At 45.6% G+C, this 20,092-nt stretch carries 15 protein-coding genes and 1 pseudogene; 6 read left to right on the top strand and 10 right to left on the bottom strand.

The window, feature by feature from the left end; translation table 11 throughout:
- Window positions 1-97 precede the first annotated feature (97 nt).
- The 3 genes from AOT13_RS05965 (at window position 98) to AOT13_RS05955 (ending at window position 7,753) form a co-directional block, all read left to right on the top strand.
- Window positions 98-1,393 carry a glutamate-1-semialdehyde 2,1-aminomutase gene (locus AOT13_RS05965; protein ID WP_003252795.1) on the top strand — a complete coding sequence of 432 codons (1,296 nt, stop codon included), beginning with the start codon at window positions 98-100 and terminating at the stop codon, window positions 1,391-1,393.
- A gap of 249 nt (window positions 1,394-1,642) precedes the next feature.
- A complete protein-coding gene (locus AOT13_RS05960) occupies window positions 1,643-6,115 on the top strand; it encodes a glutamate synthase-related protein (protein ID WP_173662676.1) in 4,473 nt (1,490 codons plus the stop codon).
- Between the two features lie 576 nt (window positions 6,116-6,691).
- Window positions 6,692-7,753, top strand: coding sequence for an FUSC family protein (locus AOT13_RS05955; RefSeq protein ID WP_013401598.1), 1,062 nt, complete (start codon window positions 6,692-6,694; stop codon window positions 7,751-7,753).
- Between the two features lie 36 nt (window positions 7,754-7,789).
- On the opposite strand, the pseudogene AOT13_RS05950 reads toward AOT13_RS05955, so the two are convergent.
- The 6 genes and pseudogenes from AOT13_RS05950 to fabL form a co-directional block, all read right to left on the bottom strand.
- Window positions 7,790-8,194, bottom strand: a pseudogene (locus AOT13_RS05950) (ABC transporter permease); the annotation flags it as partial.
- A gap of 74 nt (window positions 8,195-8,268) precedes the next feature.
- Window positions 8,269-10,023 (bottom strand): ABC transporter ATP-binding protein, encoded by a 1,755-nt coding sequence (locus AOT13_RS05945; RefSeq protein ID WP_013401599.1) that lies wholly within the window; start codon window positions 10,021-10,023, stop codon window positions 8,269-8,271.
- A 76-nt stretch (window positions 10,024-10,099) separates the two neighbouring features.
- Window positions 10,100-10,633, bottom strand: coding sequence for a nucleoside tri-diphosphate phosphatase (gene ntdP / locus AOT13_RS05940; RefSeq protein WP_003252806.1), 534 nt, complete (start codon window positions 10,631-10,633; stop codon window positions 10,100-10,102).
- An 81-nt stretch (window positions 10,634-10,714) separates the two neighbouring features.
- The gene (locus tag AOT13_RS05935; protein WP_013877451.1) at window positions 10,715-10,987 is read right to left on the bottom strand and encodes a YgaB family protein; all 273 of its coding nucleotides are present in this window, start codon (window positions 10,985-10,987) and stop codon (window positions 10,715-10,717) included.
- A gap of 361 nt (window positions 10,988-11,348) precedes the next feature.
- Window positions 11,349-11,528 carry a gamma-type small acid-soluble spore protein gene (locus tag AOT13_RS05930; RefSeq protein ID WP_013401600.1) on the bottom strand — a complete coding sequence of 60 codons (180 nt, stop codon included), beginning with the start codon at window positions 11,526-11,528 and terminating at the stop codon, window positions 11,349-11,351.
- A gap of 57 nt (window positions 11,529-11,585) precedes the next feature.
- Window positions 11,586-12,335 (bottom strand): enoyl-[acyl-carrier-protein] reductase FabL, encoded by a 750-nt coding sequence (gene fabL, locus AOT13_RS05925; protein WP_003252810.1) that lies wholly within the window; start codon window positions 12,333-12,335, stop codon window positions 11,586-11,588.
- Between the two features lie 67 nt (window positions 12,336-12,402).
- On the opposite strand from fabL, the gene AOT13_RS05920 reads away from it, so the two are divergent.
- Complete coding sequence (locus AOT13_RS05920) at window positions 12,403-12,627, top strand: hypothetical protein (protein WP_013877452.1); 225 nt, start codon at window positions 12,403-12,405, stop codon at window positions 12,625-12,627.
- Between the two features lie 11 nt (window positions 12,628-12,638).
- Here the strand turns inward: AOT13_RS05920 and mutY are convergent, their stop codons facing one another.
- The 4 genes from mutY to AOT13_RS05900 all read right to left on the bottom strand — a co-directional run bounded on the left by mutY (window position 12,639) and on the right by AOT13_RS05900 (window position 16,142).
- Window positions 12,639-13,721: an A/G-specific adenine glycosylase gene (gene mutY, locus AOT13_RS05915; RefSeq protein WP_042385500.1), complete on the bottom strand. Its 1,083-nt coding sequence runs from the start codon at window positions 13,719-13,721 to the stop codon at window positions 12,639-12,641.
- 114 nt (window positions 13,722-13,835) lie between these two features.
- On the bottom strand, window positions 13,836-14,654 hold the full coding sequence (locus tag AOT13_RS05910; RefSeq protein ID WP_003252813.1) for a formate/nitrite transporter family protein: 819 nt from the start codon (window positions 14,652-14,654) through the stop codon (window positions 13,836-13,838).
- 21 nt (window positions 14,655-14,675) lie between these two features.
- Complete coding sequence (fdhD, locus tag AOT13_RS05905; protein WP_003252815.1) at window positions 14,676-15,494, bottom strand: formate dehydrogenase accessory sulfurtransferase FdhD; 819 nt, start codon at window positions 15,492-15,494, stop codon at window positions 14,676-14,678.
- Between the two features lie 297 nt (window positions 15,495-15,791).
- Window positions 15,792-16,142: a Na-translocating system protein MpsC family protein gene (locus AOT13_RS05900; RefSeq protein WP_003252817.1), complete on the bottom strand. Its 351-nt coding sequence runs from the start codon at window positions 16,140-16,142 to the stop codon at window positions 15,792-15,794.
- Between the two features lie 306 nt (window positions 16,143-16,448).
- Here AOT13_RS05900 and fdhF point away from each other — a divergent pair, with 306 nt between their 5' ends.
- Together fdhF and AOT13_RS05890 are read left to right on the top strand one after the other, a co-directional pair.
- Window positions 16,449-19,412: a formate dehydrogenase subunit alpha gene (gene fdhF, locus AOT13_RS05895; RefSeq protein ID WP_042385417.1), complete on the top strand. Its 2,964-nt coding sequence runs from the start codon at window positions 16,449-16,451 to the stop codon at window positions 19,410-19,412.
- Window positions 19,405-19,890 carry a helical membrane plugin domain-containing protein gene (locus AOT13_RS05890; RefSeq protein WP_013401607.1) on the top strand — a complete coding sequence of 162 codons (486 nt, stop codon included), beginning with the start codon at window positions 19,405-19,407 and terminating at the stop codon, window positions 19,888-19,890. Before fdhF ends, AOT13_RS05890 begins: the two co-directional genes overlap by 8 nt.
- Window positions 19,891-20,092: the final 202 nt, after the last annotated feature.

The following is a 20,092-nucleotide window of genomic DNA, read 5'->3' as shown; positions in this document are numbered from 1 at the left end:
CATAGGCAATAGTTTATCTGAAGTGAAACAATGAAACAAATGTTATGCATTATGCTAAAATAAAAGTCAGTAACGAAATGGTAGGAGGCTTTCAACGATGAATTTCACAAAATCTGAACAACTGTATCAAGAAGCATTGCAGCATATCGTCGGCGGCGTCAACAGCCCGTCCCGCTCGTACAAAGCAGTCGGCGGCGGGGCACCGGTCGTGATGGAACGAGCGCAAGGCGCTTATTTTTGGGATGTCGATGGCAATAAATATATTGACTACTTGGCAGCGTACGGGCCGATTATTGCAGGACACGCTCATCCGCACATCACAAAAGCGATTCAGCGCGCCGCGGAAACAGGCGTCCTTTACGGCACGCCGACACCGCATGAAATTACGTTCGCAAAAATGTTAAAAGAAGCGATTCCATCTTTAGAAAAAGTGCGTTTTGTCAATTCAGGAACAGAAGCGGTGATGACGACGATTCGGGTAGCGCGCGCCTATACCGGCCGCGATAAAATCGTCAAATTCGCCGGCTGCTACCACGGGCATTCCGACCTTGTCCTTGTCGCTGCCGGTTCTGGTCCGTCAACGTTAGGAACCCCGGATTCCGCCGGCGTGCCAAAAAGCATCGCCCAAGAAGTCATCACTGTTCCATACAACGATGTCGAATCATTCAAACAAGCGATGGATGTATGGGGAGACAAAGTCGCCGCCGTGCTGGTCGAGCCGATTGTTGGAAACTTCGGCATTGTTACACCAAAACCAGGATTTTTAGAGGCAATCAATGAAATCGCCCACCAAGCCGGGGCTCTCGTCATTTACGATGAAGTGATTACTGCGTTCCGCTTTATGTATGGAGGAGCGCAAAACTTATTAGGAATTGAACCGGATTTAACCGCGCTTGGCAAAATTATTGGCGGCGGTCTCCCAATCGGTGCATACGGCGGGCGCCAAGACATTATGGAGCAAGTCGCGCCGCTCGGTCCGGCATACCAAGCAGGGACGATGGCCGGAAACCCTGCATCGATTCTTGCCGGCATCGCCTGCCTTGAAGTGCTGAAGCAAGACGGCGTGTATGAACATCTCGATAAACTCGGCGCGATGCTGGAAGAAGGCATACTTCTTCATGCGGACAAATACGGCATTCCTGTAACCATCAACCGTTTGAAAGGCGCATTCACCGTCTACTTCACGACAGAAAAAGTGGAAAACTACGAACAAGCGCAACGAAGCGACGGCGAAATGTTTGCGAAATTCTTTAAGCTTATGCTAAAACAAGGAATCAACCTCGCCCCTTCCAAATATGAAGCCTGGTTTGTCACATTGGCGCATACGGAAGAAGATGTGGAATATACGCTCAAAGCGGTGGAAAATGCATTCAGACAATTGGCGGACGAATAATTATGCAACCATTCCAGGAGGGATTCCTCCTAGAATGGTTGTTTAATATTGAAAACGTTTACAAAACAAGGTGCCGCCAGTGAATACAATATCCAAAAAAATGAATAAATAATTGATTTACATATGCAAGCATGGTATGATAGGTTATAAATTCTGAAAATTAAGATTAGAAATGGCTGCTTATGTTGACTGACACAGGAGGTGAATGGCGAAAAGCAGGAAGCCTTCCCGCTTAAGCGCCACTTACGTATGAAGCAACATTGGAATCCTAATCTTTTTAAAAACTTCCATCAAGCAGAACATGATGCTTGCGGCATTGTCGCCGCCATCGAAAAACAGCGGATCCCAACCCGAGAAAACATTATGACATGCATTGACGCACTTGTCAAAATGAATCATCGCGCTGGATTTATTAACGGTGAAGGAGACGGCGTCGGTATTCACATGGATATTCCTAGAAAGCTTTGGATGGAAAAACTCGCAAACGCCGGACAAAATCCGGAAATAGCCAACTCCGAAAGTTTTACTGTCGGCCATCTTTTCATTCATCGGTCCAGCGATACCGATCATGTGAAAGCGAAAATCAAACAATTGTTCAAAAAATCGGGCTTCTCCTTGATTTTTGAATCGGACCGCGTAACTTCTTCCAATGCGCTAGGTCCGATCGCGCTCCGGCAAGAACCGGTATTTTGGCAAGTCGCCCTGCTGCCGAATGACAATGTTCAGCTTTCCAAACGGTTATTTGATCTGCTTATTGAAATCGAGAAAGACGAAAATGTCCATGTCGCCTCCTTAAGCAATTTTCACGTTGTGTATAAAGTGATGGGAGCTGGCGACATTTTGCCAAAATATTATCATGACTTGGCACATCCTTTTATTGCATCAACCATGACATTAGGTCATAACCGTTACTCGACAAATACGCTTTCCAATTTTTTTCGCGTTCAGCCGTTCAGCGTGTTAGCGCATAACGGCGAAATCAACACGATTGCGAAGCTTCGCGATGAAGCGGTGATGATTGGCGTTCCATTGACAAACGGTGGAAGCGATTCCCAAGATTTGAGCCGTACAATCGAAACGCTTATTTGCCGCTATGGTTATAGCTTATTTGAGGCGATGGATATACTGTTTCCGCCAATTGTTAATGAAATAAAAGCATATCCGGAACATCTTCAAGATTTGTACACGTACATCCGTGAAGCATGGGGGCATTTCGCCCAAGGTCCGGCGGCGATTATTTCCCGATATGAAGACGAAGCCGTTTTCAGCGTCGACGCGCTTGGGTTGCGCCCGCTTTGGAAATTGGAAACAGAAAAACGCTTTGTTTTCACATCAGAGCCGGGAATCATTCCAGCGGGCGAATATACCGGCGAGCCAAAGCCGCTCGCGCCTGGCGAAAAAATCGGCCTCACATGGTCCAGCGGCGCCTCCATTCAAGTGTTGGAATACGAACAGTTCCAAGAAGAAGTATATACCCGTTTTTCGAAACGCTTTGACATAGCGAATTTCCGAAAGCGCCTCGATGTTCCGGAACTGGAAAATCATGTGTTTGCTTTCGCGCCGACAAAAGTGCATAACGGCCAATATGCCGCATTCGGCTGGGACAGAGAACACATTCAGCTTTTAGAACAAATGGCGGAAAAAGGGGTGGAACCGATTCGTTCTTTAGGCCATGACGCGCCGCTTGCCGCGATTGACCCGGACCGCAAAAACCTTGCCGACTTTATAAAAGAAAGCGTCGCCGTTGTCACAAACCCGGCGATTGACCGCGACCGCGAGATGGAGCATTTTTCAACAAGAACCGTCATTGGGAAACGGCCATCTCTCGCATCTGAAACAGAAGCGTCGTATGTTATTGAGCTTAACTCGCCGATTCTTATCGAAGGAAAAATCGGAAACGACTGTGCGCCACAATTGCATCATCCTTCGTATGACCAAGTTGTTCATTCGTTTCAAGAAAAACAATTGGCGCACATCCTGTCAGCGACGTTCACAGCGGAGGAAACCATCCCGCAGGCGTTACAGCGTCTTTCTAACGAAGCCTGTGAGGCGGTTCATTCTGGCAAAACCTTGCTTGTCATCGATGACATAAAAGCACATCAAAACGGAAACTTATGGATAGACCCGTTGCTCATCACATCGGCTATTGATCAAGCGTTAACAAAACATGGTTTGCGCCGTGATTGCTCCGTTTTGCTTCGTTCCGGAGCGATCCGCTCCCTTCATGATCTGGTGGTCGCTTATGGATTAGGAGCAAATGCCATCAGCCCGTATCTCATGTTCGCTACCGTTTCGGCGGAAGAGTCAAGCACACCTGTGATCAATCTGTTTAAAGCGCTTAATAAAGGATTAGAAAAAGTGATTTCGACGATTGGCATTCACGAATTGCGCGGATATAGCCGCCTCTTCTCGTCGATCGGCCTGCATGACGAAATCGCCGATGTATTAAACATCGTTAATTTCTTTGGCTCTGATTCATTACAATACGATTTCGAAGCGATGAAACAAGATGCGATCGCCCGCGCGGAAGACTTCGCGGATGAAAACGCCAAGCCGCGAAAAACGTTCCACCTCTTCCCGCGCGTTTGGAAAGCAATTGGCGAAGTCGCGCAAACAGGATCATATGACAACTTTCGCGAAAAGCTAAACGAACTGGAAAGAGAAACACCGACAACGATTCGTCATTTGTTAGATATCAAAAAAGCGGAAAAACAAGTTCCGGTCGAAAAAGTGGACATTAGCGTCGGCGAACATAGCCTGCCTTTCGTTATCGCCTCGATGTCGTTTGGTTCGCAAAACGAAGTGGCGTTCCGCGCTTATGCAGAAGCGGCAGAACGTTTGAACATGGTCAGCCTTAACGGTGAAGGCGGCGAAATTAAAGATATGCTTGGCAAATATCCGCGCACACGCGGCCAGCAAATTGCATCCGGCCGTTTCGGTGTGAACGCGGAGCTTTTGAACTCTTCAAACCTATTGGAAATTAAAATCGGGCAAGGGGCAAAGCCGGGGGAAGGCGGCCACCTTCCTGGTTCAAAAGTGACGGCGAAAATCGCTGAAGCGCGCAACGCAACAATCGGCTCAGACTTGATCTCGCCATCCAATAACCATGACATTTACTCCATTGAGGATTTGGCGCAAATGATCGCCGAACTGAAAACGGCGAACGACAAAGCAAAAGTCGCCGTCAAAGTGCCAGTCGTGCCAAATATCGGAACGATTGCTGTCGGCATTGCCAAAGCGGGAGCGGACATCATAACATTAAGCGGATTCGATGGTGGAACGGGAGCCGCGCGCATCCATGCGCTGCAACATGTCGGTCTTCCTGTCGAAATCGGTGTCAAAGCCGCCCATAATGCCTTGCTTGAAGCCGGTTTGCGAAACAAAGTGGAAATTTGGGCAGACGGCGGCATAAAAAGCGCCCTTGACGTCCTCAAAGTGATGCTGCTCGGGGCCAACCGCATCGGCTTCGGAACGCTCTCGATGATCGCGATCGGGTGCACGACGTGCCGCGGCTGCCATTTAGATACGTGTCATGTTGGAATCGCAACCCAAATCGAATCCGTAGCGCAAGCAAAAGAACACGGATTGCGCCGCTTTGTGCCTCGGCAATTTGATGCTGCGGTACAAGGGTTAATCCACTTATTCACCGCGTTCGGAAATGAACTAAAAGCGCTAACTGCTTCCCTTGGATTTACTCGCCTGCAAGATATCGTCGGGCGCTCTGACTTGCTGGAACAAACGAGAGGACTCCACCAAATGAATCTGGCCAATTTGCTCGAAGTGCTTGAAGTGGAACAACTCGCGCAAAAGGAAGCAGCGGCAAGCGCCGAAAAACCATCATTACTCGTTGCCGTCGGAGCAGAATATCTCGATTACTATGCGGAAGATTTGCATCGTTCCCGTGAATTTTCGACCGTCACCGCGGAACAACGCGTTCTCGGCAGCCGTGTTTCTTGCCACCGCGTGCGCGGCCGGCTTGACGGATCATACAAAAAGTTATCGGACGTCACATTGCATTATAAAAACGGCTCTATTCCTGGAAACGGACTCGGCGCTTACAACACGCATGGCATTCATATCCATGTTGACGGCGGCGGACAAGACGGTGTGGGAAAAACCGCGTTTGGCGGTAGCATCTTTATTTTCAAAGCAAAAGGAAAAAACGGGAAATTTTATAACGGTTCCGTTGGCAAAGGCTTCGGGTACGGAGCGCAAAAAGGGTTGCTGATCGCGCAAGGAAACGCCGATGCGCGCGCCGGCATCCGTCTGTCAGGTGCAGATATGATTATCGGCGGCCAAGTGACGGCGCCGATTCCGGAAAAAGAACACGGAAATATCGGTGCGCGCGCGAACATTAAAGGGTTCGCCTTTGAATATATGACGAATGGCCGCGGTCTCGTCCTTGGCGACCCAGGTCCATGGATTTGCGCCGGAATGACAGGCGGGGTCGTTTACTTGCGCCACCAGCCGGAAATGGGGTTGACGAAAGCGGCATTGGAACGACGCATCGCAAAAGGAGCGCAAGTACGCCTCGAATCACTGAACGAACGCGGAAAAGCGGATGTGCAAGAACTGCTGTCGAAATACATCGAATTGCTGAAAGAACACGACCAACACGAAGAAGCGCAATCATTGCAGCCGCTTCTTGAAAAGCCTGAAGACCATTTCTTCCAAGTCATCCCGACGAAAGAACAGGCCGACCCTTCCATTTCAACAGAATGAACAAAAGGTATTCCGCCAATGCGGAATACCTTTTTCACATCTAATGAGCTTCTTCTGTTACTTTTGCCACTTAGCTAAAAGCGGGAGCTTCCCAGTTCCACGGCAAAAGCAGCCTTTCGTCTCCTTGAGCGTAACTTCGGGTCGTTCCAACCCTGAATGTCCGGAGATTTTTTATGCATGGAAGGGATTCGCCTTGTTTTCGCACTTTTCTCGGTGCAACTCATATATTCAGTTAGCAAAGAACACGTTACAAGATAACGGCAACATACGTTCGGTAAAAAAAGCAACTTAAGGCTGTGCCTTACCGAAATTCATCTCCCGCTTTCACCGGTACTGTCACACCTTCACGTTAAGAGAAGCGGGAGATTTCTTCCGGGAATTATGGTAATAAAAAAATGGCAATCCTCCATCTCTTGAATATTCTCCCATCATTATTGCATAATAACGTCATCCATACTAACTTCTCCTTCAAAAATCCAAAACATTCTAATGCATATTTTCGCTTGATATCATATATAAAAGCGTGTATAGTACTAAATTGTTTATAAGAATTAAGGAAGAAAGGTTTGAACATATATGAAACTCGGTGCCCGCATTTTCAAAACGGGAATCGCCGTTACGTTAGCGCTTTTTTTGGCAACGCTATTGCACTTGCCTTCTCCTGTTTTCGCGGGGATTTCCGCGGTTTTTGCGATGCAGCCGACGATTTATCGCTCATATTTATCATTGATCGAACAAATTCAAGCAAATATCATCGGCGCTTCATTTGCCATTATTGCCGTGCTTTTGTTCGGGCGCGATCCGTTTATTATCGGCCTTACGTCAATGATCGTTATCGCTCTTTGCTTAAAAATGCGCCTTGAATCCACAATATCGGTAGCATTAGTTACCGTTATCGCGATTATGGAATATACTGACAAGGAGTTTATCGAATTTGCTGTTATCCGGTTTTCCACCATTATGCTCGGGGTATTCGCTGCCTTTCTCGTCAACTTAATTTTTCTTCCGCCAAAATATGAAAAAAAGCTATATGCACAAATTAGCGAAAACACGGAAAATATTTTAAAATGGATCCGCATCCATATAAGGCATGCGTCCGAGCATCATATTTTAAAAGAAGATATTGAAAAAATGAAAGAAAATATGACAAAACTTGAGCATCTTTACTTAATGTATAAAGAAGAGCGCTCGTACTCGCGAAAAAACCGTTTTCAAAAATCACGAAAGCTTGTGTTATATCGGCAAATGATCGTAGTCGCAAACAGAGCGCTCGATACATTAAAACTCCTTCATCGTTTTGAAAACGAGTTGTACCATATGCCACCGGAATTGCAGCAAGCCATCCGCTCGCAACTTGACAGCCTGCTTCATTATCATGAACAAATACTGCTAAAATTTATTGGCAAAACAAAATGTCATCCTCGTACAGAAACAGCGATGGAAACCCATCAAGAAAGAACCCGTTTAATCGAAACATTTTATGCACACTACCAGCAAAAAAGCGACTATTGCCTCTTTTCATTAATGGGAGTGATTATCGATTATAGCGAACAATTAGAACATCTTGATAAACTGATTGACAGCTTCCAACATTATCATCATGATGACGCTTTAGTAAAAAATTTAACTAATCACTAAAAGGCTATCTCCGCGAAAAGAGATAGCCTTCTTTTATTAGTTTTTCATGCGCGGATCTAATGCGTCACGCAATCCGTCGCCCATCAAGTTAAAACCAAGCACGGTTAACATAATCGCAATCCCTGGAAAAACCATCGTCCATGGTGCTTGTGTTAAAAAATCTTTCGAATCCGCTAACATTTTCCCCCATTCTGGATTCGGAGGCTGTGCCCCCAACCCAAGAAATCCGAGGGCGGCCGCTTCGATAATCGCAGTAGCAATCGCCAGTGTGCCTTGCACGATAATCGGCGCCATACTGTTTGGCAAAATATGATGGAACAAAATGCGCATATCGCTCATCCCGATGGCTTTAGCTGCCATTATATATTCTTCTTGTTTAATACTTAATACACGCGAACGAATTAATCGCCCGAAATTTGGAATATTAATCACCGCATTCGCTGATTTCCAATCGTAAACAGCGGATTTAATGAAGTCATCATCTCTTGGAAAATCATCGCGATTTCATTTTTTCATCATTGAGTGTAGTTTAATTGTTGAATCGTAAATAAATGATAATATTGTCCTTTTTTCGCCATTAATTCGTCATGGGTGCCGCTTTCGACGATTTTGCCATCTTCAATAAGGAAAATGCGGTCCGCGTGGGTTATCGTCGACAGGCGGTGGGCGACGATGAAAGTCGTCCGGTTTTTGGCGAGCCGATCAAGCGCCTCCTGAATGTAATGCTCGCTTTCAAGATCGAGCGCCGATGTCGCTTCATCAAAAATAAGAAGGGGCGGATTTTTCAAAAAGACGCGGGCGATGGCGATTCGCTGTTTTTGCCCGCCGGACAGCTTGATGCCGCGTTCCCCGACTTTCGTGTCATATCCGTCCGGCAAGTTCATAATAAAATCATGGGCGTTGGCAGCTTTGGCGGCGGCAATCACTTCCTCGTCCGTCGCATCCGGTTTTCCGAGCAAAATATTTTCTTTTACTGAATCGCTGAATAAAAAGCTGTCTTGAAAAACGATGCCGATTTTATCACGAAGACTGCGCACACGTATATTGCGAATATCGATGCCGTCTAATAAGATTCGTCCCTCTGTCACATCGTAAAACCGGGGGATAAGGCTGACCAACGTTGATTTCCCGCCCCCGCTCATGCCAACAAGGGCAATTGTTTCTCCCGCTTTAACGGAAAACGAAATATCGCGAAGCACAGGCAGATCGTTTTTATCGTAGGCAAACGTGACGTTTTCAAATACGATATCCCCTTTTACTTCTTTACAGTCAACGGCATTCGGCGCATCAACGATATCGTATGTTTCATCCAAAAATTCAAACATCCGGTCCATCGAAGCGAACGATTGCGTTAATGTCGTCGATGAATTAACGAGGCGGCGGAGCGGGCTATAAAGCCGATCGATATAACCAACGAAAGCGACCATCGTTCCGACGGTAATATGGCCAAGCAATACTTGGTAGCCGGCATAGCCAATCACGATAATCGGGGCAATGTCCGTCACTGTGTTCACAACGGAAAACGACTTTGCATTCCAGCTTGTGTGCATGAGCGCTTTTGCCAAAAAATTATTGTTTTGCCGCGAAAACCGCTGCTGCTCCTCTTCTTCGATCGCGAAGCTTTTTATGACCGGCATTCCTTGCACCCGTTCGTGCAAGTACGCTTGCAATTCCGCCAGCGCTTGGGAGCGCATTTTCGTCCGCTGCCGCAAGCGCCCGAAAAAATATTTGACGGAAAATGCATAAAGCGGCAACGTACTTATGGAAATAAGCGTCAGTTTTATGTCCATCTTGATCATAATGACAAGTGCAATAATAATCGTCGTCATATCTAACCAAAGGTTCATCAGCCCTGTAATGATAAAATCTTTCGTCTGCTCGACATCGTTAATGACGCGCGAAATAATTTCACCGGTGCGGTGATTCGAATAATACGTAAAACTTAGTTTTTGCATATGTGTAAACAGCTGGCTGCGAATGTCATACAACACTTTGCTTGCCGTCCACTGGGCAAAATATTGCCGATAATATTCGACAATAGGGCGAATAAAGACAAAAATAACTAACATGATCGCAAGCGCCCAGCAAAGCCGGGCGGTTCTCTCCGCCATCGGCATTGTTTTATTTCCAATAATTTCATCGACCACATATTTCAACAGCAATGGAATGAGAAGCGGGATCGCAAATTTAATAATACCGATGATCATTGTAGCGATGATGTGCCATTTGTATGGGCGAACAAATTGCATATAGCGGCGAATATTTGCCATGAACATATCCTCCCCTTAAAAAACAGAAAAACCTGTTTGCGGCAACGAACAGGCTTTTTTGCGCTTTTCCCTTTATTCACTTTCGAAATGAAAGAAACTTTTCATACCATGTATCAACAAAATCTGGCGCGAACGGCCCTTTTCGTTCATGAATCCAACTGAGCAACTTTTTCACATTATTTTTTAAAATTCGGTCAATAACGTCTGGATAATTCATCTCTTTACGGTGTCGTTCATATTCATCTTCATCAAGAAGAACGTACGTCATATCAGGAAACACTTTTACATCCAAATCATAATCAATATATTTCAACGCTTCATCATCCCATACAAATGGAGAGCTCAAATTGCAATAATAATAAATGCCGTCTTCCCGAATCATGCCGATAATGTTAAACCAATGTTTGGCGTGGAAAAAACAAATTGCCGGCTCGCGCGTGATCCATGTCCGACCGTCCGCTTCCGTCACCATTGTTTTATCATTCGCTCCAATAATATACGCAGACGCTCCTTTCAGCACGATCGACTCTTCCCATACTCGGTGAATCATTCCGTTATGTTTATAACTATGGATTTGAATAATTTCTCCTTCCGCAGGATACCCTGTCATCATTCTCCCTACTTTCCTCTGGGAACTTCTCTTTTTTATTATAACGATTGAAAATGCAAATGAAAATAAAAGAGAGCCATCTTAACATGTCGAAGACGGCTCATGCGTGTGACGGCGCTCGTTTTGATACGAAAGAATGACTTCTTCCGTTTGTTTTTCAAACATTTTTTGAATTTCCTTTAATTGCCGTTTCATCTGCCGGATTTTTTCTTGCATGGATTGGAGCTCTGCTTCTTTCCCCAGTTTGATCAACTGTTTTTCCATCGCTTGACAGCGCTCAATTTCCGACTGCAAACATAAAAGCTTTTCCATCGTTTTTAGCTGCTCATTCACTAACCGCTCAAACAGGTCCACGCTCTTTTTCTCCCTTCTCCCTGATTATGCTTATTAATTCGGGAAGGGAGGAAAAATTTCCTTTGACTATATATGTAAAGTTATGATAGCTTTTGTCGATAAAATAAGGACGGCGAGCCCTTTCCGAGGCATCATTTCCCTCCATATCGCCCAAACATGGGAAAAACCGCTCGCGAAGAATCGGCTCGCCGCCCTATGTTTCTTATCGAGCTTTGGACATATCGGCTCGCGGCGCTCCGCTTCAGTTTTGCTATAGCGGAAAGCCCCTTAGCGTGTGTCGCGGAGCCAAGATCGCGACATTTCGCCGCTGCCTGCAGGACATGGGCAGTCTTTTGGCGAAATTGGGGCGTCCTCTGCTTTGTTACTTGCTTGAATTTTGCGATTTGCGTGCTTCTGCTTGCGCGTTTTGCTGTTTAACTTGCGTTTCTGCAGCAAATTCAGTGCCAAATTGACCTGCTTGTGCAGATTGCGCGTTTTTTTGTCTTACTTCTTGAATGTTAGTGCCTGCAGTTGTTTTGTTTGATTGTTGTTGTTTTGCCATCGTTATCACCTCCACGTGACTTAATGTGCCCAGGAGGTGACGGTTCTATCCATCCGATTACAAAAGTAAAGATCTTCCACCGTCAACAATAATCGTTTGGCCGCGGATCATATCAGCTTGGTCGGATAATAAAAACATGACTGCGTTGACAATATCTTCAGGTTTTACCATTCGTCCGGCGGGAGTTTTTGCTGCCGCATCAGCCAGCAATTCTTCCCGGTTAGGAAAATGTTTCAATGCATCCGTATCGACCGCGCCGCCTGATACAGCATTGACGGAAATATTTTTTGGCGCCAATTCGACGGCTAAATAGCGCGTCAATGATTCGACCGCAGCTTTGGAAACACCGACAGCCGTATAATTTTCCAAATAGCGGATCGCCCCCAGCGAGCTGATGCTAACGATTTTGCCGCCTCCAACTTTTTCCATACGCTTCGCCGCTTCTTGTGCACAAAACAAAAGCGCTTTGCTGTTGATGTCCATCGTCCAATTCCAATGTGATTCTTCGAGTTCCATCGCCGGACGCAGCACGCCTGAAGCAGCGTTATTAATCAAAACATCAACGCGTCCAAACGCTTCATCCACTTGCGCGAACATCGCTTTTATTTTTCCGACGTCACCGACGTTCGCTTTCACGACAAGCGCTTTTCGTCCCAGCGCTTCGATTTCTTGCGCCGTCTGCAGCGCCGCTTCTTTGCTTCGCGCATAGTTGACGACAATATCGTATCCTTCTTTGGCAAGGCGGAGGGCAATCGCTTTGCCGATTCCCCGGCTGCTTCCCGTGACTACCGCAACTTTTTCACCCATGTTTTTCTCTCCTTTATGTATAAATGCATATATACTATTTTAAACTAGAAAAAAGGAGGCATCCATCATGTATGTTGGCCGCGATATGACCGAACTTTCGATGATCCCAAAATCGGAATGGAAAGACAGCGAACTTGCGTTTTTTCATCATTCATTGCAGCAAATGGCCCCGTATTTAAATGCGGAGGGGCTGACGATTCACCGCGAAATCATGGAAGAAATCGAAGCACGCGGCGGGCTAAGAAATGTCGAAGCTGCCTATGCCAGCGGAACAAAACGAACGCATGACTGAAACAGGTGGAATTATCCATCTGTTTTTTTATACTCTTTCCAAATTCGTTGATGGGAAACAGGAAAAGCATATAAGCCAATTTCTTGTTCATCAACGAGTTTCAGCTGTTCTGTTTCCGCCACATCACCAATGATTTTGCCATCATAAACAGTAATCTTCCAAACTAAATGAGAAAACACATGCTCTAAAGCCGTAAAAGAATTCCCAATCCGGACCGTTGTCCCGTATTCTTCTTTCAGAAATTTTTCCAATTGTCTTTCCGGATTTTCTTGCGAATGAACTACTTCGCAGTTCGGAAATTCCCATAAATTCGCTAGCAAACCAGTGCCATCCCGCTTATGGATCAATACTTTTCCATGCTCATCTTTCAACACTGCGACGGCAATCGCCACTTGCTTGACGTTCGCTTTTTTCGTTTTTACCGGAAGCTCCGCCTGCACCCCTTCGTGAAACGCCCGACAATGCGCTTGTACAGGGCAAAGAAGGCAAGCCGGATTGCGCGGCACGCAAATAAGCGCGCCAAGCTCCATCAGCGCTTGGTTGAAATAGGATGGATTTTCTTTTGAAATAATGTTTCGGACAATCGCTTCAAACAATTTTCTTGTTCCCGTTTTGGAAATATCGTCCCATACGAGGAAAATCCGTGACAGCACACGCATGACGTTGCCGTCCACAGCCGGTTCTGGAATGCCATAGGCGATGCTTAATACCGCTCCTGTCGTATATGGGCCAACTCCTTTTAACTTGGAAAACTGTTCCGGATTGTCGGGAATTTTCCCGCCATATTGTTCTTTCACTTCTTTTACTGCCGCATGCAAATTGCGAATCCGCGAGTAGTAACCGAGCCCCTCCCACGCTTTCATCACTTCTTCTTCGTCCGCTTCCGCCAGTGCTTCCAGCGTCGGAAACTGCTCGATAAATTTATTAAAATATGGAATGACGGTGTCTACTTTTGTTTGCTGAAGCATAATTTCCGACACCCATACTTTATACGGGTCATTATCTTTGCGCCACGGCAGGTCACGCTGTTCTTTTTCAAACCAGCCGATTAAATCGCGTTGAAAGTCTTCCACCGCGAACCCTTCAAGCAACATTTGCTCTTTCACGTTGTTTCCTCCAGATGTCAGTATGTACGTTTTATTATATCATTGTTTGCAAAAAAATGCCTGATTTTGCCGAAGAGAGAGCAAAATCAGGCGTTCCGTTCATTATCTTGCCTCTTTTTGGACGACTTTAACGCGGGCGACGCTTTGCTTCGCTTGATCTTTCACATACACAATCCAATACAATAGCGCGACAAACACACTTCCGCCGACCGCATTGCCTAAAAAGACGGGAACGAAATTGCGGAACCAATCCGCCCATGTTGCATGGCCTGCAAAGATCGCGGCAGGAATGACGAACATATTTGCAACGACGTGCTGAAAACCAATCGCTACAAACGCCATGACTGGAAACCAAATCGCCAGTATTTTTCCGCCAATATCTTCCGCTCCATACGATAACCAAACCGCTAACGTCACAAGCCAGTTGCAGCCAATTCCGGAAACAAACGCTTGTATAAATGTGTCATGAAGTTTCGCCTCAGCAATGGCAACCGTTTTGGCTAAAAACGGACCTTCTGCTGTTAAACCGGCAACATGCCCAAACATATAGGCAACAAACACAGCGCCAAGAAAATTGCTAACGGTTACCCAAAACCAGCCTTGCACCAGTTTTCTAACCGTAATGGTTCTCGCCAGCGCCGCCAATGTCATCGACATCATGTTTCCCGTCAGCAATTCTCCACCAGCAATAATGACAAGCACAAGCCCTAGCGGGAACACCGCAGCACCTAAAAAATTGGCAAAGCTTCCCCATTCTTTCGGAACATTAGCAATCACGCGAATGTCCAATAAAAAACCAAGCGCAATAAACGCCCCTGCCAAAAAACCAAGAATAAATTGCGATAATACCGGCAAATTCGCTTTACGCGTTCCTGTTTCAATCGTGATTTGTGCGATTTGTGATGGATTGCGATAAGCCATGGTCTTGATCCCCCATTTGCCTTAAAGATTAGACGGTAATGTTTTTTCTTGTAATCCTATTATTTTATTGGGATGTGTATATACGTTAAACGTATTGCCCCGAATAAACCCAACAACGGTAATGCCTAAATCGTTCGCTAATTCGAGTGCCAGCGTCGTTGGCGCGGATTTCGATAAAATAATGCCTATCCCCATCTTCGAAACTTTTAACAACACTTCCGATGACACTCTTCCGCTAAACACGATCAATTTGTCCGATAACGGCAAGTCGTGCTGCAAACAATATCCGTAAATTTTGTCTAACGTATTATGTCTGCCAATGTCAGAGCGAACGATGACAAGTTCATCCGGTGTGCAAAGCGCTGCGTTATGAATGCCGCCAGTCGCTTGAAAATCAGTCGATCTTTCTTGCAACGACCGCATTAAGCGAAAACATTGTTCCACATGAACACTCGTGCTGTGTACAATCGTTTTTGCCGTTTTCATATCATTATAAAAGTAAAATTGTCTGCTTTTTCCACAGCACGATCCGATAAACCGTTTTGCGTAAAATTCTTTTTGGATGGACTGTTTTGTGACAAGCTCGATGTAGGCAAAACCGCGATGTTCATCCACAGATATCGCCTTTATCTCTTGGCTAGAACGGATCAGCCCTTCTGAAGCCAAAAATCCGATAACCAACTCTTCTAAATGGGTCGGCGTGCATACCATTGTCGCAAATTCCTGTCCATCAACAACAATAGTAAGCGGAAATTCCACAGCGATTTCATCATCGATCTGTTCAAAATGTTCGTTGCGATACTTAATGATTTTTTGCTGCCGCATCACTGACGGCTCCATCAAATCACCCCCGTTTCTGGACTCACCAAAAGAAAAACCGCCACCTTTCTATGACGAAGGCATACTATTCCTTCGCGTACATAGAGAAGTGGCGGTAGTTTCGACACAGCATTTCTGTGACAAAACCAACGCGCTAATTGCACACGACAAGGAAACTTAACTAACAACGGCGTCATTCGCTATTGCATAGCTAAGCTTCCTACCGTATAAAATATATCAAACATATAAAGCCTGCTTTTAGGATACCATGAAAACGAATTATAAAACAATACTGAATTTTTTATAGTCTTCCCTTCTTTAATGTTCTTTAATTGGTTTTTCAAATATAAATACAGAGACAGCAATATCTTCTTCCACCTTAATATCGTTAAATAAATAGAGCAGTTTGGACCCTGCCAGTTCTTCAAGGCCTTCCGGCACTTTTTGCGCATATACTTCTTGTATCATCCGCGTGCGGGCGGTATGCACCATTTCTTTTCCTTCTGGCGATCTCGCAATAAATTTTTCCGTCGGCGTTAAATTTCCTTGCAATATGGTAACAGCGAGATTGTCGATGAAATATGTTTTAATCCGTTCCGGTCCTTTTCCAAACAGTTGTTTGCGGACTTTTCTCACCAAATCGTTAAATGCCGCTTCTTTTCTCGACATGGAAAAGCTCCTCTCCATCGCAGATTTTCGGAAAATATAAATTTTTTCTTCTTGTTTTATAAACAACACAGTACTATAATTATGATTGCACTTATAATTATAATGAAAAATTAAAAATAATTATTAATCATAGTGGAAAAGTAATAAGGAAAATAAAATTTCCTTGTTATTTTTCTACTAGTCTACCTTGGGAAGATGGATTGGTTATTTTAGCATCGCATGCTAAAAAACTACTCCACCATGATTTGCATAATCTGCATTCATGGTGGAGTTTTTATTTTAATGATAAGGAGGTTTGGTTTAAGCATGAACGAACAGTTGATAACGATTACAATAAACGGAACGGATTACAATGCCAAACAAGGAATGACGATTTTAGAAATCGTTAACGAAAACGGCATTCCGCATCCGCAAGTTTGCTATACTCCTGAACTTGGAGCCATTCAGACCTGTGATACGTGCATCGTCGAGGTAGACGGAAAATTAGTGCGCGCCTGTTCGACCCCTGCAGAAAACGGGATGAATGTCGAACTAGCTTCAGCACGGGCGAAAGCAGCGCAAAAAGAAGCAATGGACCGCATTTTAGAAAACCACTTATTATATTGTACTGTATGTGACAACAATAACGGGAACTGCAAACTGCATAATACGGCGGAATTGATGGGAATTGAGCACCAGTCGTATCCATATCGCCCAAAAGTGGATCCATCGGAAGTCGATATGTCCCATCCGTTCTATCGTTATGATCCAAACCAATGCATCGCCTGCGGACAATGTGTCGAAGTATGTCAAAACTTGCAAGTAAACGAAACGTTATCGATCGACTGGGAGGCGGAACGTCCTCGCGTCATTTGGGACAACGGTGTTCCGATCAATGAATCTTCCTGTGTCAGCTGTGGACAGTGCGTCACCGTTTGTCCATGCAATGCGTTAATGGAAAAATCGATGCTAGGCGAAGCCGGGTTTATGACTGGATTAGACCAAGAAATCTTAAATCCGATGATCAATTTTGTCAAAGAAGTGGAGCCGAACTACACGAGCATTTTTGCCGTTTCCGAAATCGAAGCGGCGATGCGGAAACAGCGCATCAAAAAGACGAAAACGGTTTGCACGTTCTGCGGTGTTGGCTGTTCGTTTGAAGTCTGGACAAAAGGACGGAAGATTTTGAAAATCCAGCCTGTCTCCGAAGCGCCGGTCAATGCGATTTCCACATGTGTTAAAGGAAAATTCGGCTGGGATTTCGTCAACAGCGAAGCACGCCTTACAAAACCGCTCATCCGCAAAGGTGATACGTTTGTAGAGTCAACGTGGGAAGAAGCGCTTTCGCTTGTTGCGGAAAAACTTGGCGAAATTAAGCAAAAATACGGCGGCAATGCCATTGGCTTTATTTCATCATCAAAAATATCTAATGAAGAAAACTATTTAATGCAAAAATTGGCCCGGCAAGTGTTTGAAACGAACAATGTCGACAACTGTTCACGCTATTGCCAATCTCCGGCAACCGACGGATTGTTCCGCACAGTAGGAATGGGCGGCGATTCCGGAACGATTCATGATATCGCATCAGCTGGGCTTGTCATTATTATCGGCGCTAACCCAGCAGAAGGTCACCCTGTTTTAGCGACCCGCGTCAAACGCGCCCACAAACTGTTCGGCCAAAAACTAATTGTTGCCGACTTGCGCAAAAACGAAATGGCAGAACGCGCCGATCTATTTATCAGACCAAAACAAGGCACTGACCAAGTATGGTTGATGGCGGTCACGAAATATATCATCGACCAAGGATGGCACGACGAAAAATTCATTCGCGAACGCGTTCATTTCTTCGACGAATTCAAACAAGTGCTTGAAAAATATACGCTCGATTACGCAGAAGAAGTAACAGGAGTTGCGAAAGAAGACTTGATTCGCATCGCTGAAATGATCCATGAAGCGGATGGCACGTGCGTCCTGTGGGGAATGGGAGTCACGCAAAACACGGGAGGAAGCGATACATCTGCAGCCATCTCGAACTTATTGCTCGCAACCGGCAACTACGGCCGCCCAGGCGCCGGAGCGTTCCCGCTGCGCGGTCATAACAATGTGCAAGGCGCTTGTGATATGGGCTCGCTCCCTGGCTGGCTCCCAGGATACCAACATATTACAGATGACATCGCGCGGGCTAAATTTGAAAAAGCATACGGTGTCCGCATCGATGGAAAACCAGGGCTTGACAACATTCAAATGATTGAGGCTGCTGAACAAGGAAAATTAAAAGCAATGTATATCGTCGGTGAAGATATGGCGTTTGTCGACTGCAACGCCAATCATGTCCAAAAAGTGCTTTCCGAATTAGACTTCTTAGTAGTACAAGACATTTTCCTATCGAAAACAGCTCAGTTTGCTGATGTTGTTTTGCCAGCAACACCAAGCTTAGAAAAAGAAGGAACGTTTACCAATACGGAACGCCGCATTCAACGTTTTTACCAAGCGCTTGAGCCGCTTGGTGATTCAAAGCCAGACTGGTGGATTATTCAAGAAATTGCAAAACGGCTGGGCGCTGATTGGAACTACGCCGGTCCAAAAGAAATTATGGATGAAATTGCAAGCCTCGCGCCACTATTCTCGCAAGCGCAATATGAAAACTTGGAAGGATGGAACAGCCTCTGCTGGGGCAGCTATGACGGTGCGCATACACCAATTCTTTATAAAGAACGCTTCAACTTCCCGGATGGAAAAGCACGCTTTGCGCTTGCCGATTGGGTGCAACCGACAGAATATCCGGAAGAATATGACTTGCTTGTCAATAACGGGCGGTTGCTTGAACATTTCCATGAAGGAAATTTAACATACAAATCGCAAGGCATTCTGAAAAAATTCCCGGAAGTGTTCGTCGAAGTATCGCCGGAACTTGCGAAAGAACGCGGCATCAAAGACGGCTCGCTCGTTCGTTTAGAATCGCCATTCGGCCACGTGAAAGTGCGCGTGCTCGTCACAGACCGCGTCAAAGGAAAAGAATTGTTCCTGCCAATGCACTCGGCGACGAACGAAAGCGCCATTAACATCCTTACCGGCCCTGCGACGGACCATCGCACCAACACGCCGGCATTCAAACAAACAAAAGTACGGATGCAAGTGTTAGAAGTCGAGGGCACGCCTCCGCTTCCGCGCACAAATCCGCGCTTTAAAAAGCGGAATCCGCGTAAAGGCGTCGAAGTCGAACGAAAATGGCGGCGCCCGGATTACGTTCCTCTAACGGATAAATGGAAGGAGGCAGAGCCGCGTGGCTAAACCGATTACTGCCATTCAAAAACAAACGCTCACTGAAGAAGAAAAGCGGGAAAAAGCAATTGAAGAACTAAAAACTTCGCTAACGGAAAAAGAAGAAGCCATCGCTGAGCTGCTTGCTATTATGGAAGAACTCCATCATAGCGGCATTCTCGAAGCAGTAAACGCGATGTTGAAAGCGAGAGAGGACATCGCGAAAATCGTCATCGGCCAAGCAAACCGCAAACCGGTGACAACGGTCATTAATCATGTGATCGGAATGGCGCAGCTGCTTGCCAATCTCGATCCGCAATTAACGGCTAAATTATTGGAAAGCACCACTTCTGGTGTTGCCGAAGCGTATAAACACACGAAAGAGACAGAGGGGAAAATTGGCATTTTCGATCTTTTCAAATCGCTGAATGATCCTGACATCAACCGGGCGATCCGCTTCATTCTTTCCGTATTAAAAGAAATTGGAAAAAGGCTTAACGACGAATAAAACTTTTCAAGAGGCTGTCGCAAAAGGCCGGTAAAACGCCCTTTTGCGGACAGCCTCATTTCGCTGTTATTCTCCCTCTGCGGCATATCATGAAAGCGCTATGGGCCTCTCCCACCTTTGTTCCGCTTGGAGGAGGAAGCTTCGCGAAAAAATGTTAAAAAAAACAATATAATATATTTTATGATTCATAACCACAAAGAGA

The organism is Parageobacillus thermoglucosidasius, from assembly GCF_001295365.1.
In the GTDB taxonomy this organism is placed as follows: Bacteria; Bacillota; Bacilli; order Bacillales; family Anoxybacillaceae; genus Parageobacillus; species Parageobacillus thermoglucosidasius.
Note: the sequence above shows the minus strand (reverse complement) of the source record. Positions and strands in the feature narration are given on the sequence as shown.